This is a genomic window from Paenibacillus sp. PL2-23 (assembly GCF_040834005.1).
Classification (GTDB): domain Bacteria; phylum Bacillota; class Bacilli; order Paenibacillales; family Paenibacillaceae; genus Pristimantibacillus.
This window is the reverse complement of the sequence record NZ_CP162129.1, coordinates 3,782,654-3,797,707: the sequence shown is the minus strand read 5'-3', so window position 1 is coordinate 3,797,707 and position 15,054 is coordinate 3,782,654. Positions and strand designations below refer to the sequence as shown.

General features: G+C 55.6%; 13 protein-coding genes. All 13 read left to right on the top strand.

Translation table 11 applies throughout. The features are described 5' to 3' along the window. The first annotated feature begins 27 nt into the window (after window positions 1–27). The 13 genes from lon to AB1S56_RS16605 all read left to right on the top strand — a co-directional run bounded on the left by lon (window position 28) and on the right by AB1S56_RS16605 (window position 14,933). A complete protein-coding gene (lon, locus tag AB1S56_RS16665) occupies window positions 28–2,436 on the top strand; it encodes an endopeptidase La (RefSeq protein ID WP_340869416.1) in 2,409 nt (802 codons plus the stop codon). Beyond that, the gene (gene yihA, locus AB1S56_RS16660) at window positions 2,433–3,035 is read left to right on the top strand and encodes a ribosome biogenesis GTP-binding protein YihA/YsxC (protein WP_340869418.1); all 603 of its coding nucleotides are present in this window, start codon (window positions 2,433–2,435) and stop codon (window positions 3,033–3,035) included. The genes lon and yihA overlap by 4 nt, the downstream gene beginning before the upstream one ends. 202 nt (window positions 3,036–3,237) lie before the next feature. Further along, window positions 3,238–3,828 carry a non-ribosomal peptide synthetase module gene (locus AB1S56_RS16655; RefSeq protein WP_340869421.1) on the top strand — a complete coding sequence of 197 codons (591 nt, stop codon included), beginning with the start codon at window positions 3,238–3,240 and terminating at the stop codon, window positions 3,826–3,828. A 340-nt stretch (window positions 3,829–4,168) separates the two neighbouring features. Further along, a complete protein-coding gene (gene speD, locus AB1S56_RS16650) occupies window positions 4,169–4,567 on the top strand; it encodes an adenosylmethionine decarboxylase (RefSeq protein ID WP_340869422.1) in 399 nt (132 codons plus the stop codon). A 198-nt stretch (window positions 4,568–4,765) separates the two neighbouring features. Beyond that, window positions 4,766–6,148 (top strand): glutamyl-tRNA reductase, encoded by a 1,383-nt coding sequence (gene hemA / locus AB1S56_RS16645; RefSeq protein ID WP_340869424.1) that lies wholly within the window; start codon window positions 4,766–4,768, stop codon window positions 6,146–6,148. Between the two features lie 39 nt (window positions 6,149–6,187). Then, window positions 6,188–7,000 (top strand): cytochrome c biogenesis protein CcsA, encoded by an 813-nt coding sequence (ccsA, locus tag AB1S56_RS16640; RefSeq protein WP_340869425.1) that lies wholly within the window; start codon window positions 6,188–6,190, stop codon window positions 6,998–7,000. Window positions 7,001–7,029: 29 nt separating this feature from the next. Next, on the top strand, window positions 7,030–7,716 hold the full coding sequence (locus AB1S56_RS16635) for a bifunctional precorrin-2 dehydrogenase/sirohydrochlorin ferrochelatase (protein ID WP_340869426.1): 687 nt from the start codon (window positions 7,030–7,032) through the stop codon (window positions 7,714–7,716). Beyond that, a complete protein-coding gene (gene hemC, locus AB1S56_RS16630; protein WP_340869427.1) occupies window positions 7,697–8,659 on the top strand; it encodes a hydroxymethylbilane synthase in 963 nt (320 codons plus the stop codon). The genes AB1S56_RS16635 and hemC overlap by 20 nt, the downstream gene beginning before the upstream one ends. Window positions 8,660–8,661: 2 nt before the next feature. Further along, on the top strand, window positions 8,662–10,212 hold the full coding sequence (cobA, locus tag AB1S56_RS16625) for a uroporphyrinogen-III C-methyltransferase (protein ID WP_340869428.1): 1,551 nt from the start codon (window positions 8,662–8,664) through the stop codon (window positions 10,210–10,212). Continuing rightward, window positions 10,212–11,207, top strand: a complete 996-nt coding sequence (gene hemB / locus AB1S56_RS16620) for a porphobilinogen synthase (RefSeq protein WP_340869430.1) — start codon at window positions 10,212–10,214, stop codon at window positions 11,205–11,207. Before cobA ends, hemB begins: the two co-directional genes overlap by 1 nt. 5 nt (window positions 11,208–11,212) lie before the next feature. Continuing rightward, window positions 11,213–12,514 carry a glutamate-1-semialdehyde 2,1-aminomutase gene (hemL, locus tag AB1S56_RS16615; protein WP_340869431.1) on the top strand — a complete coding sequence of 434 codons (1,302 nt, stop codon included), beginning with the start codon at window positions 11,213–11,215 and terminating at the stop codon, window positions 12,512–12,514. A gap of 38 nt (window positions 12,515–12,552) precedes the next feature. Next, window positions 12,553–13,545, top strand: a complete 993-nt coding sequence (locus AB1S56_RS16610) for an RluA family pseudouridine synthase (protein WP_340869434.1) — start codon at window positions 12,553–12,555, stop codon at window positions 13,543–13,545. Window positions 13,546–13,643: 98 nt separating this feature from the next. Further along, window positions 13,644–14,933, top strand: coding sequence for a LysM peptidoglycan-binding domain-containing protein (locus tag AB1S56_RS16605; protein WP_340869436.1), 1,290 nt, complete (start codon window positions 13,644–13,646; stop codon window positions 14,931–14,933). The last annotated feature ends 121 nt before the right edge of the window (window positions 14,934–15,054 follow it).

Below are 15,054 nucleotides of genomic sequence, written 5' to 3'. Positions count from 1 at the left end.
TAGATGTATAAGAATGGAGGTGCTGGCATGGGACCTGGCAAATTGAAAGGTCGTCGTTTGCCCTTGCTTCCGCTTAGAGGGCTGCTCGTGTATCCCAGCATGGTGCTCCACTTGGACGTGGGCAGGGATAAATCCGTGCGGGCGCTGGAGAGAGCGATGGTCGACGACCATATGATCCTGCTCTGCTCCCAATCGGAAGTGAACATTGAAGATCCGACGGAAGAGGATATTTATAAAGTCGGAACGATCGTGAAGGTGAGGCAGATGCTGAAGCTGCCGAACGGAACGATTCGTGTTCTGGTCGAAGGGGTCGTCAGAGCAGAGGTTCAGAGCTATGTAGCGAACGAAGAATATTATGAGGTGCTCGCCAAGGAGCTGCCGGAGCCAGAGACAGATGATCCGGCCGTGGACGCCCTTATGCGTTCGGTCTTGAATCAATTCGAGCATTATATATCCTTGTCGAAGAAGGTGACGCCGGAGACGTATGCCGCGGTTTCGGATATTGATGAGCCAGGCAGGCTCGCCGACGTCATTACGAGCCATCTGTCTCTTAAGATCAAGGATAAGCAGGACATCTTGGAGACGATTGACGTCGCGGCAAGACTGGAGCGGCTGCTAGACCTGCTGAACAACGAGCGCGAGGTGCTGGAGCTGGAGCGCCAGATTAACCAGCGGGTCAAGAAGCAGATGGAGAAGACACAGAAGGAATATTATCTCCGCGAGCAGATGAAAGCAATCCAGAAGGAGCTTGGCGACAAGGAGGGGCGCGCTGGCGAGGCTGAAGAGCTGAGAGGCCAGCTGGAGGAAGCCGGCGTGCCGGACAGCGTGCGCGAGAAGATCACCAAGGAAATAGACCGCCTGGAGAAAATGCCGCCATCGTCAGCAGAGGGCGGCGTCATCCGCAATTATATCGATTGGTTATTGACGCTGCCTTGGAGCAAAACAACGGAAGACGATCTGGTGCTCGCCAAGGCCGAGGCTATTCTGAATGAGGACCACTACGGCCTCGAGAAGCCGAAGGAGCGTGTGCTGGAGTATCTGGCCGTACAGAAGCTTGTCAAGAAGCTTAAAGGGCCTATATTGTGCCTTGTAGGTCCTCCAGGCGTCGGCAAGACGTCGCTGGCCCGATCCGTGGCCAAGTCGCTTGGCCGCAAGTTCGTGCGCATCTCGCTTGGCGGCGTTAGGGACGAAGCGGAAATTCGCGGCCACCGCCGCACCTATGTCGGCGCGATGCCGGGTCGTATTATGCAAGGGATGAAGACGGCGGGCAGCATGAACCCCGTGTTCCTGCTGGACGAGATCGACAAGATGGCGTCGGACTTCAGAGGGGACCCTTCCTCCGCGCTGCTGGAGGTGCTGGATCCCGAGCAGAACAATACGTTCAGCGATCATTACATCGAGGTGCCGTTCGATCTGTCGAATGTCATGTTCGTCACAACCGCGAACGCTCTTCACAACATTCCGCGTCCGCTGCTCGACCGGATGGAGGTTCTGTATATTCCGGGCTATACGGAGCTGGAGAAAGAGAAGATTGTGGAGAAATATTTGCTGCCCAAGCAGAAGAAGGAGCATGGCCTTACGGAGGAGCAGCTTGAGGTTACGAACGAAGCCGTGCAGCTTCTCATTCGGGAGTATACCCGAGAAGCGGGCGTCCGGAACCTGGAGCAGCAGATTGCGGCCGTCTGCCGCAAGGCAGCCAAGCATTTGGTATCAGAGGTGTCCGGGGAGTCGGATCAACCAGAGACTGCCTCTCAGCCGTCTGAGACGCCGGCAGCGCCGATTACCGTAGACAGCGCGCGCGTCAAGGAATGGATCGGGCCTCCCAAGTTCAGATTCGGTCTTGCCGAAAGCGAGAATCAGGTCGGAGCCGTCACAGGTCTCGCCTGGACGGAGGTTGGCGGGGATACACTGGTTATAGAAGTGAGCGTTATGCCGGGCAGCGGCAAGCTGACGCTGACGGGCAAGCTGGGCGACGTCATGAAGGAGTCCGCGCAGGCCGCATTCAGCTTCACGCGCGCGAAGGCGGCGGAGCTGGCGATTGACCCCAGCTTCCATGAGAAAAACGATATTCATATTCACATTCCCGAAGGCGCGATTCCGAAGGACGGACCTTCCGCGGGCATTACGATGGCGACAGCGCTCATATCGGCGCTTACCAATCGACTCGTGAACAGGGAAGTGGCGATGACTGGCGAGATTACGCTCAGAGGCAGAGTGCTGCCAATTGGCGGACTGAAGGAGAAGTCGCTTGCGGCCCATCGTGCGGGCATTAAGAAGGTGCTGCTGCCGAAGGACAATGAGCGGGACCTTCGCGATATTCCGGACAGCATTCGGGAAGCGATGGCGTTTGTGCCGGTGAGCCATATGGACGAGGTGCTGCAGCACGCGCTGCTGCCGGTTGCGACAGAGGAGAGGGCAGGTACAACAATTTCATGAAAATATTAGAAGCACAATTTATTATCAGCGCGGTCAGTCCGCAGCAATACCCGGAGGACGCCTTGCCAGAGATTGCTCTGGCCGGGCGCTCCAACGTGGGGAAATCATCCTTGATTAATAAGCTGATCCTTCGCAAGAATCTGGCAAGAACAAGCTCGCAGCCAGGCAAGACCCAGCAACTGAACTATTATCGGGTCAATGACATGGTGTATCTGGTGGATTTCCCGGGCTACGGCTACGCTAAGGTGTCCAAGACGCAGCGGGAGAAGTTCGGCGAGATGATCGAGACCTACCTGCAGCAGCGAGAGCCGCTCAAGCTGCAGCTGCTTGTGATCGATATTCGGCACGAGCCGTCCAAGGATGATGTGCTGATGTATCACTGGCTGAAGCATTACAACATTCCCACATGCATCGTTGCGACCAAAGCGGACAAAATTCCAAGGTCGAAGTGGGACAAGCATATTAAAGTCATCAAGACGACGCTTGAAGCGGATCCCCGGGATTCCGTAGTCTTGTTTTCATCGGAGACGGGACTTGGACGCGAGCAATTGTGGGACGTCATCACGAACGCAATCGCACAAACCCAAGAAAGCCCCTGAAGTAGTTCGATAAAGCAGAGAATACAGGGCAATGATGGGGGTTCCTTGTGAATTCCTCCGTTTTTTCTTGAAATATGATCGAATATGAAGGTTAGCCGACAGGACAGCGTTTGGCGGATCACGTATAATATTAATAAGCAATGCTGAAAAGGCTGTCATCGCATTTCAGTCGATGGGGTCTCAAAGAATTGAGGAGATTTTTATGGCTAAGCGGCTAGCCACAGAGTATGTAAATGCCAAACTGCAGTTCAAAGTCGATGAGATGTCCCGTTTTATTGCCCTTATGGAGGATGGGCAGCTGCGCTCGCAGGTGCTGGTGCTCGATAACGGCAATCAGGAGCTTCTGCTTCACGACATAGCAGGGAAGGAAGAAGTCCGCCTTACCTTCGAGAGAAGGCAGGATTATTACGTTTGCGAGCTCTCATGCCGTCTTGTCGAACCTAGGCTTGCGAACGCGCTTCGCAAAGCGGTCTCCGCTTACCGGGGCAGCGCGATCGTCAACCGTATTTACAGCCATTATACGATGATCTATCACTATAAGAACGGCACCGTTCAGAAGATCGTGGAGAGTACGGCTTCCTCCGAACGTGTTGTGTTCGAGCACAAGGACACTCTTGGAGGGCTGGAGAGATTGTTCCGCAGCCGTCTGGTCGAGAGGGAAATTGGCCTTGTGCAGGGCGAGGTGAACGGTCTTCTAGACCTTCGCAATCAGACGTCCGACCGTGCCGAAATCGCTGCAATCGACGAGAAGCTCGCGGAGCTTACGCGCAGATTGTTTATGCTGGAGGCTTAACGGGAGTGCGCTTATAACAGGCAGGAGAGAAGCCGCGGGCTGCGGCTTCTCTCTTTTTTCTCACGCTCGGTTGCGGGACAGGGCCCTGCTACATAAAGTGTTACGGAATGTCGTTCGCGGCGATGCCGCGGCTTTTCAAAAAAAACTATTGCAATTATGGCGGATAGATGTTATTTTTATTTTCGTTGAAAACATTGTTGCTGCTCGGAAAATTAGGAACCAGGATTCACTCAGGACATAGTTATGTTGCGAGAGATTAATCCCTCGGGAAGTGAATGACGTAGGTCCTAGCGGATGAAATTTTTTAAACATTTTATTCCTAGGAAGGGGGAACCGGAAGATGGAATACTCAACTTTCGGAAGACACGTTGCTGTTGATGCTTGGGGTGTAGATTTTGAATTGCTGAACAGCGCTGAATTTTTGCAATCTCACATGGTGGAGGCTGCAGAGGCATGCGGCGCAACTGTACTATCGGTGCAAGCCCAACAATTTGAACCTCAAGGCGCAACGGTGCTCGTGCTGCTGTCGGAGAGTCACCTCTCGATTCACACGTATCCTGAGAGAGGCTTTGCCGCGCTGGACTGCTATACCTGCGGTGAAACTGTTGATCCTCAGCTCGCGATCGACTACATGCTGGCTGTACTGAAGCCGAAGACGACACACGCGAAGAAGCTTGTGCGCGGCATGGGCGAGCTGCAAGTGGAAGAACCAAAGATGAAACAAATCGAGCTGGTCTAACCGCTCATCAACGTATGATACGGAGATAACCATGGAGCTTATTCCATGGTTATTTCTTTGCCATGATAAGGGCATAATGAAGAAAGTATTTTCAAATATTATTCATAAATGAACCCAATATGAATGTCGAACTATGCTATAATAGTCGTTAACATCAATGGGAATGGACTAGCACAAGAGGGAGGCAGGTGATCGCGCATGCACATTATCGCAGTTGGTCTTAACTACAAGACAGCTCCTGTAGAAGTGAGGGAGAAGTTTACGTTCGCCGACAGGGACCTGCCGGCCGCTCTGAAAGGCCTCATGGATACGAAGAGCATTATGGAATGTGTCATTGTCGCCACTTGCAACCGAACAGAGCTCTACGCGGTCGTAGACCGTCATCATCTATGCGGCCATTACATCCGGAGCTTTATGGAGAAGTGGTTCAACCTGCCGCGCGCGCAGTTTACGAACCATCTGTATATGTACGAGGATGCTGACGCGATTCGGCATTTGTTCCGCGTAACAAGCGGACTGGACTCCATGGTTATTGGAGAGACGCAAATATTGGGCCAGGTGAAAAACGCATTTTTGCTTGCCCAAGGTGAAAAAACGACAGGCACTGTCTTTAATATGCTGTTCAAGCAGGCGGTTACGCTAGCCAAACGCGCCCATTCCGAGACGATGATCGGGGAAGCGGCAGTATCCGTCAGCTATGCGGCGGTCGAGCTGGGTAAACAAATTTTCGGCCAATTCCACAAGAAGACCGTTATGGTTATCGGAGCTGGGGAGACGGGCGAGCTGACAGCCAAGCATCTGTACGCCAACGGTGCAGAGCGCGTTATCGTTGTTAATCGGACGTTCGAAAGAGCAGCGCAGCTGGCTGACAAGTTCAACGGCGTTCCTTATTCCATGGAAGAGGCGGCCAACAAGCTTCATGAGGCGGATATCATTATCAGCTCAACGGGCTCGGAGAACTATGTGCTGAACAGAGAGCAAGTGAAAGAAGCGATGAAGAAGCGCAAAGCCAAGCCGCTGTTCATGATTGATATTGCAGTGCCTAGGGATCTGGATCCTTCGATCGCTGCGGTCGACAATGTATTTCTGTACGATATCGACGACTTGGAGGGCATCGTGCAAAGCAATCTGGAGCATAGGAAGCAAGAAGCGGCCAAGATCGAGCTGATGATCGAATGGGAAATGCAGCAATTCGAGCAATGGTACAAGACGCTGGGCGTCGTGCCGTTGATTCGCGCTCTGCAGACCAAGTCCGCAGACATTCATGAAGAGACGATGACCAGTCTGGCCAATAAGCTGCCTGAGCTGGATGAGCATCAGATGAAGGTTATTCGCAAGCTGACCAAAAGCATCGTGAACCAAATGATGCAGGATCCTATCCTTCGCATCAAAGAGATGGCCGGAGAGAAGCGCGCCGATGAAGCGATGGACATGTTCGTGAAGCTGTTCGCTCTGGAGGAGCAGCTGGAGCAGTCGCGGAAGGAAGAGCTCGCGGCAGCATCTGAAGCGGTACCCGAAGCGCCCAAGCCTGCCGAGCTTGTGCATCATAACGCGGCAGCCCCTGTATTTGCCCGTCCTTGATCGGCTCGGCAATCTCCTGACGGATGAAGTGGAGGAGCTATGGGATACGCGAATTGGACTTACGACGCAATATTATATTTGTACGCCCTGAGCCTTCTGTTTTATTTCTCCGACTTTATGAGCGCAAGCCGGAGAGCGAAACGGATCGGTACAGGGCTGCTTATTTTTGTATGGCTGCTGCAGACTGGATTTCTGATCAGCCGGTTTATTTTTTATTTTGAGCTTCCTGAGCTGACTTCATTTGTGTATTGGCTGGCGTTTTCCTGGCTGTTGGTTACGTTGTCGCTGATCATCAGCCGCTTTTTCAAAGTAGAGTATATGGTGTTTTTTGTGAATGTCATCAGCTTTGCCGTCGTTGCGCTTAATTTGTATGCGAGTCCCGCTCAGGATCGGGATTATGCGCTGTGGCAGACGACCAGGGAATTGCTTTTTATCCATATCAGCTTAATCTTATGTGCCTATGCGGCGCTGACGATCGGTGCCTTGCTCTCGGCGATGTATCTGTTCCTTCATCACCGCCTCAAGAGCAAACGCTGGACCCAGAGCATTCGCCGGTATCCCAGTCTGGATATGATTGAGCGATATGCGGACAGGGCTGTCATTATCGGGGTGCCGCTGCTTGCCATGTCGCTTGCAGTAGCTGCAACGATGCTGATCGTAGGGGGACAAGCCATGCTCCTGCTTGACTGGAAGGTGCTTACCTCCTTTGCGTCGCTGCTCGCGTATATCGTCTATATCTATCAGAGAGCGATCAACAACAGGCCGGGCCAGCAACTGGCCAAGCTGTATATGTTCGCCTTCGGGATGCTCATCCTGAGCGTGCTGGCGAATTCGGTGTCATCCTTTCATTAACGACAACGGTTGAGGAGGCTATGACAGCCATGGGAACAAGGGCTTCGAACGGCTATTATCCAGTGGCGCTGAGATTGCCTGGCCGTCGCTGTGTAATAGCGGGCGGCGGGAAGGTGGCGCAGCGGAAGCTGGCGGGCCTGCTTGAGGCAGGGGCGGATGATGTGGTATTGATTAGTCCCGATGCAACGGAGTCTATTCGGGAGCTTGCGGCCAGGGGATCTGTCCGTTGGCTTCAGAGGTCATTCGCAGTAGAGGATCTGACAGGGGCATGGCTTGTTGTGGCGGCGACAAGCGATCGAACGCTTAATGCGGCAATCGCGGAGGCGGCGGAGCGGCTTGGCATGCTGGCGAATGTCGCGGATGATTATGAGCGCGGCAGCTTCATTACGCCGGCGGTTATTCGCAGGGGCAGGCTGCTGGTATCCGTCACGGCGTCTGGAGCAAGTCCGGCATTCGCCAAAGCGTTGAAGCAAGATTTGGAGGAGAAGCTCGCGCAAGGGTATGAAGCGGCGCTTGAGAGGCTGGAGGAGCTCAGAGGGCTGGCGCAGGCCGAGCTATTGGATCGGGATGTGAGAGAGCAGGTGCTCCGCTTGGCAGCCCAGCAGGCTGTATGCTCACAGGAGGGGCACGACAGCATGCCAAGCGTGGAGAAGTGGCTGGAATATTTGGTGGAACGGGTAAAGGGAGGACTACATAATGAGCAATATAACGAATAAAAAACGAGTCATTGTGGTGGGCACGCGCCAGAGCGCTCTGGCGCTTACGCAGACGGGTCATGTGATCGAGGAGCTGAAGCGAATCAGCGAAAGCCAGGGCTGGGATTATACTTTCGAAATTCGCAAAATTGTGACGAAGGGCGATCGCATTCTGGACGTCACCTTGTCGAAGGTGGGCGGCAAAGGGTTGTTTGTCAAAGAAATCGAGCAGGCGATGCTGGATGGCGAAATCGATCTTGCGGTACATAGCATGAAGGATATGCCTTACGAGCTGCAGGAAGGGCTTATGAACGGCGCGACGCCGAAGAGGGAAACGCCTCTGGATTGTCTGATTACGAGAACAGGCGGCGGTCTGGAGTCGTTGCCCGAGGGAGCGCGAGTCGGCACAAGCAGCTTAAGAAGAGCGTGCCAGCTCAAGAACGTAAGGCCAGACCTCCAGCTGGAGTCAATTCGAGGCAATATCGATTCCCGCATTCGGAAGCTTGAGACGGAACGCTTCGATGCTGTCGTGCTGGCGGCAGCGGGGCTGACCCGTATGGGCTGGGAGGATCGCATATCCGCTCTGGTGCCGGAGGATATTTGCGTGCCTGCCGTGGGGCAAGGCGCGCTGGGCATTGAATGCAGGGAAAACGATGAAGAGATGAGAGTGCTGCTCGACCTGATCAACGATTCGGATACTGCGGCTGCCGTACGGGCGGAGCGCAGCTTCCTCGGTACGCTGCACGGGGACTGTCAGGTGCCGATTGGAGCGCATGCGAGGATTGTGTCGAAGGATGAGGAGGGCATGCTGCTGGAGCTGACGGGTATTGTCGGTTCGCCTGACGGCAGCACGCTGCTTAAGGATACGAAGCGGGGACGCGATCCGGAGGCATTAGGGCGTCAGGTGGCTGAAACGCTGCTGGCTGGCGGAGCAGCTCGCATATTGGCGGAGATCGGAGGCTGACCATGAACAAGGGGAAGGTTTATTTGGTTGGCGCCGGACCCGGCGATCCTGGGCTGATTACGGTAAGAGGCCTTGAATGTCTGCAAGCTGCCGACGTCGTCGTCTACGATCGACTGGCAAGCCCAAGGCTGCTTCGGCATGTGAAGCCAGGCGCCGAGCTGGTATATGTCGGCAAGCTGCCGGACCGCCATACGATGAAGCAGGAGGAGATTAATGAGCTGCTTGTCGATTTGGCGTTGGCGGGCAAAACCGTTACAAGGCTGAAGGGCGGAGATCCTACGATCTTCGGCAGAGTTGGCGAAGAGGCAGGGCTGCTGTACGACAACGGGGTGGAGTTCGAGATTGTGCCCGGCATCACCTCCGCAATCGCTGTGCCCGCTTATGCGGGCATTCCGGTCACCCATAGGGACATCGCTTCTTCGTTGTCGATTATTACGGGACATGAAAGTCCGGATAAGCTGGACCGCTCCATACATTGGGACAAGGTGACGAACGCGACAGGGACGCTGCTGTTCCTGATGGGCGTCGCCAAAATCGGTTATATTGCGGAGCAGCTGATCAAGCACGGCAAGCCGCCGGAGACACCGGTGGCGTTGGTGCGCTGGGGCACTAGAGTGGAGCAGGAGACGATTGTCGGCACGCTGGCTACGATCGAAACGATTGTGAAGGAAGCGAATTTCCAGCCGCCCGCCGTAATTATTGTAGGCGAGGTCGTGCTGCAGCGGGAGAAGCTCCGCTGGTACGAAAAAAAGCCGTTGTTCGGCATGCGAGTGCTGGTGACACGAGCTCGCGCACAGGCCAGCGAGCTTGCAGACGCTATTGAAGCGTTGGGCGGCGAGCCCTGTGAGTACCCCGTGATTGAGGTGAAGGAGCCGGTGAAGGCGGAGGCGCTGGAGGCGATCCGCGCTCGGCTGGAGGAAGCGGAGGGCTATCAATGGCTGATGTTCACGAGCGTGAACGGTGTTGAATATTTCTTCCGCTTCTTGGCTCAATTCGGTATCGATATTCGTCGGTTTCATTCCGCCCGTATCGTGGCCGTGGGACCGAAGACGGCGGAGGCTCTTCAGCAGCGAGGACTGCTTGTGGAGGAGCTGCCGGTTAAATTCCATGCGGATTCGCTGCTGGAGCGAATCCAGGACAAGCTTCAGGCAGGGGAGAAGGCTCTGCTGCCGCGAGGCGACCTGGCCAGAGAGGTGCTGCCGGCGGAGCTTGCGAAGCGCGGCGTTGAAGCCGTGGAGATTGATGTATACGAGACTGTTCTCGCCAATTCCGTTGATCAGAGCGCTCTGGAGTTTCTAGAGAGCGGCGGTATCCATATGGTGACCTTCACAAGCTCCTCGACCGTCATCAACTTGCTGGAGCAATTGAAGCGAAGCGGTATAGAAGATCCTGTGAAGCTGCTGGCCAATATCCCAATCGCCAGCATTGGACCGATCACAAGCAAGACGGTACGGGACGCCGGATTGAAGGTTGCGGTTGAAGCGGAAGCTTCTACGATCGACAGCTTGCTGGAAGCGATCCAGGCGTTCAATATAGAGAGGAGAATGACATAATGAGCTACCCTATTGCCAGACATCGCCGACTTCGCAGATCGGGAGGTCTCCGCAGCATGGTGCGGGAGACGGTCCTGACTGCCGAGGATATGATATATCCAATCTTCGTTACCCATGGCACCAGCATTCGGAGCGAAATCCCATCGATGCCTGGGGTCTACCATCTGTCCATGGATTTATTGGAGTCGGAAATTCGAGAAATCGAAGCGCTCGGCATTAAGGCCGTTCTGTTGTTCGGGGTGCCGGATCATAAGGATGCGCAGGGCACCTCCGCTTATGATGCCAATGGCATTGTCCAGGAGGCCATTCGCGCGGTGAAGGGCTGGGCGCCTCAGCTCGTTGTTATTGCAGACACGTGCCTGTGCCAATTCACCGAGCATGGACATTGCGGCGTCGTGCATCAGGATGAGGCAAGCGGTATTGCCGTGGTCGATAATGACAAATCGCTGGAGCTGCTTGTGCGCACGGCAGTGTCGCAAGCCGAGGCGGGGGCGGATATTATCGCGCCGTCGAATATGATGGACGGTTTCGTCCATGCCATCAGGGCCGGTCTGGACCAGGCGGGCTTCAGCGATATTGCGATTATGTCCTATTCGGTCAAATACGCGTCTGCATTCTATGGTCCGTTCCGCGACGCTGCGCATTCCGCACCGCAATTCGGCGATCGCAAGACGTATCAGATGGATCCGGCGAACGCGCGCGAGGCGCTCAGAGAAGCGGAGTCCGACGTAGCTGAGGGAGCCGATATGCTGATGGTGAAGCCGGCCCTTGCTTATTTGGATATCGTGAAGACGCTGAAGGAGCAATTCGACCTCCCTGTCGTCGCTTATAACGTAAGCGCAGAGTATTCAATGGTGAAGGCAGCCGCTGCGAACGGGTGGATCAACGAGCGCTCGGTTGTGATGGAGACACTGGTCAGCATGAAGCGGGCAGGCGCAGATTTGATCATTACATATCATGCCAAAGACGTGGTCAAGTGGCTGAGAGGAGAATGAAACGAATGGAAGCCGAGGGTAAAAAAAGAATCGACAGCCGCTCCGCGGAAGCGTTCGCCCGAGCGAAGAAGGTGATCCCCGGCGGCGTCAACTCTCCTGTCCGAGCGTTCAAGTCGGTAGGATTGACGCCCGTCTATATGGAGAGAGGAGCTGGCAGCCGCGTCTATGATATCGATGGCAACGTCTATATCGATTATGTCGCGTCTTGGGGACCGCTTATTATGGGACATGCTCATCCTGAGGTGGTAGAAGCAATCCGGAAAACAGCGGAGAGAGGCACGAGCTTCGGAGCGCCAACGGAGCTGGAGACGCTGATGGCGGAGCTTGTCTGCGAGCGTGTGCCGTCTGTGGATGTCGTTCGCATGGTCAACTCCGGCACGGAAGCGACCATGAGCGCCCTGCGTCTGGCTCGCGGATATACGAAGAGAAGCAAAATCATGAAGTTTGAGGGCTCCTATCACGGCCATGCGGACAGTCTGCTGATCAAAGCGGGCTCCGGCGTGGCTACGCTGGGTCTGCCGGACAGTCCGGGCGTGCCCGAGCATGTCGCGTCCCATACCATTACTGTGCCCTATAATGATATCGAATCCGCCAAGCTGGCATTCGAGAAGTTTGGCGAAGAGCTGGCATGCGTGATCGTGGAGCCTGTCGCTGGCAACATGGGCGTTGTTCCCCCGCTGCCGGGCTTTCTGGAAGGCCTGCGCGAGTTGACGAATCAATACGGCAGCCTGCTCATCTTCGATGAGGTGATGACGGGCTTCCGTGTTGGCTACCACTGCGCGCAAGGGCTGTACGGCGTGACGCCGGATCTGACCTGCTTCGGCAAAGTGATCGGCGGCGGCCTGCCTGTGGGTGCTTATGGCGGCAAGCGAGAGATTATGGAGATGATTGCCCCGGTGGGTCCTATCTATCAGGCAGGCACCTTGTCAGGCAATCCGCTTGCGATGGCTGCAGGCTATACCACGCTGAAGCTGCTGACGCCGGATACGTATGAGCTGCTGGAGCGCCTGGCGGTCAAGCTGCAGCTTGGCTTCGAGGCGAATGCGGAGAAGCATGGCATTCCGTCCACCATCAATCGGGTCGGCTCGATGGTATGCCCATTCTTCACTGAGCAGACGGTTATCCATTACGAGTCGGCCAAAACATCTGACTTGAATCGTTTCCGGAGCTACTTCGCAGCTATGCTGGATCTTGGCGTGAGCATTGCGCCTTCTCAATTCGAGGGCATGTTCGTATCGGCCGTTCACAGCGAAGCGGATATTGAAGAGACCATCGCGGCGCATGACGCGGCGCTTAGCCGTCTGTAATATCGGTGATGGCATCACAATAAGGGAGGCTTCACAGGATGCTTGAGAATTATATGACGCGAAGCGGCGAATGGCTTCTGCTTGACGGACATCGTCTGTCTGCCGATCCCGGTATTCCCGGTATTGCCGTGGCCGCAGAAGCCGACTCCATCCCGGAATGCCCGCAGGCCGGCAGTCACCCGCATAACGTGCGGCAGTGGCTGCTGGCCTCTTCCTTCTTGCCGGGCAAGTGGATCAACAGGCTGTTTTCTGTGGGAGGCATCCAGTGGCGCGGTGAACAGATCGGCTTGCGTGCCTTTGCGCCCGTTGATGCGAAGGCCGACAAGCTGTATCGGCAGGCCGCTATGTTCTCGCATGACAATAGGGTTGCTGGTGTGGGTGTGCTGTATGAGGATGATTATTGCCTTGTCTTGAACAAGCCGGCAGGCATGCCGGTGCATCCATCCTTCGACGGGGAGACCGGTACGCTGGATCATGCCGCCTGCAGGCATATGCTGGAGCAGTCCGACCTACTGCCCGTCAGACATATCCACCGTCTGGACGATGATACGACAGGACCCGTGCTCTATGCCAAAAACGACCTGGCGCAGCTCCTTCTAGACGAAGCGATGCGGGAGAAAAGAATAGACCGGCGTTACGTCGCCGCTGTGCAGGGGAAGCTGAAGCAGCGTAAGGGCGTCATCGACGCGCCGATCGCCAAAGACCGGCATCATCGGTCTAGACGCCGTGTCGCGGCAGGAGGAGAAGCGGCATTGACACGGTATGAAGTGCTGCAGGAGCTGCCGAACGCAACTCTTGTCCGGTTGCAGCTTGAGACAGGCAGAACCCATCAAATTCGGGTGCATATGAGCTATTTGGGACATCCTCTGCTTGGAGACGCCCTGTATGGGGGACCGCCTAGCCAGGTGAAGCATCAAGCCCTGCACGGGGAGCGACTGGTATTCCCTCATCCACTCTCTGGCAGGACGACAGCTGTAGAGGCTCCTTGGCCGGCCTGGCTTAAGGACATGTACGAGATGAGACGGCTGTAGCGAAAAAGACAGTCATGCTCCCCTCCCTTCCGCCATATAGATAAGTAGTGAATGTATAGCTAGACCAAGCATTCAGTACGAGAAGGGAGGAAACGGGCGTGTCGAATGGGACGAACGGATTGCGCTTTGACGTATACGAGCGGGTACATCTGCCCGAGGATGTGGCGGGGATCGACGAGCTGGAGGAAATTGAGCTGGTACCCCGCATACAAGTCATCGATCAGGGGGATCAAGCGGTATTGAAGGGACAGCTGCTGCTCAGTGGCATTTATCGAGGGCAGGAAGGGGCTGCGGGGCCATATGCGCTGGAGCACTGGATACCGGTAGAAATTTCGCTGCCAATGAACAGGGTTTCCAGGCTCGACGATATTTCGATCGAAATTGATAATTTCGATGTGGATTTGCTGTCTGCCCGAACGCTTAACATTACCGGGGTATTGTCGCTTAGAGGCATTAGCGTAGAGCCATCCCGCGAGGAGGCGGCGGAATGGCAGGAGGAGTCGTTCACCGCGAGTCATCAGCGTGAGGAAGCTGAAGCCGATTCCGAAGCTGAGGCTGAGGCTGAAGTAGTTGCGGAGGAGGAAGAAGACAGGGAGATTACAGCCTCCTCCCGCGAGCAGGCAGAGGACGGCTGGGCGGCGCTTAATCGGAGAGAAGATATAAGCGACTCGACAGCTCAGGAGGCTGCGCCGCAGCAGGCGCAGCCTAACGCGCAGCAGGGCGTCTCCCAGCTGTCCTCGCTGTATTCCCATGCGCAGCCTCCTGCTGCGCAGGCGGTAGAGGTTCAACGGGAAGAGGAGATCTTCCAGGAGGCGTCTATGCAAGAAGCGTCGATCCTGGAGTCGAACGAACCAGACGCCGAGCCGTATGCCCGCATTGCTGCTGAGGCGGAGCCGCAGGCTCCCCAGGAGCAGGCGGAGGAGCCGGCCGGCGAATGGGAGCTGTCTCAGGCGATCTCGTCCCAGGAGCAGCCGAATGAGCCCGAAGCAGAGATCCGCAAGCCGCAGGAGCTGCAGATTGCGTTCTCCGGCAAACGGCCGAGCGGCCAGGAGGAAGGCCAGGCGGGTCTGGGCTTCAGGACGCTTCTTCAGTCCAGCCGCAGAGAGCAGGCGGCCAGGCAGGCTGCCGAGGAAAGCGAATCCAGATTAGTGGAGGAGCAAATTCGCGATCAGGCGGCCGAGGAAGAGATCGAGTGGAAGAGATTGTTCCTCAGCAAGCAATCCGAGGAGAATGAGTTCCGCAGGATCAGAATGTGCATCGTGCAAAGGGAAGAGACGCTGGAGCAGATCGCGCTTCGTTACAGCATGAACCCGCGTGAGATTTTGACGCATAACGGCCTTCACGAATCGGCTGTCGCGGAAGGACAGCTCCTCTATATCCCTCGTTAAATAGGAAGAAGGCGAAGCGGCCTCAGCTGCTTCGCCTTCTTTCATGCTCGACGCACTTATAGATATCGCCTATATACCCATAGGAGAGTTGACTCCGCCCTGCAACAACGGTATGATTATA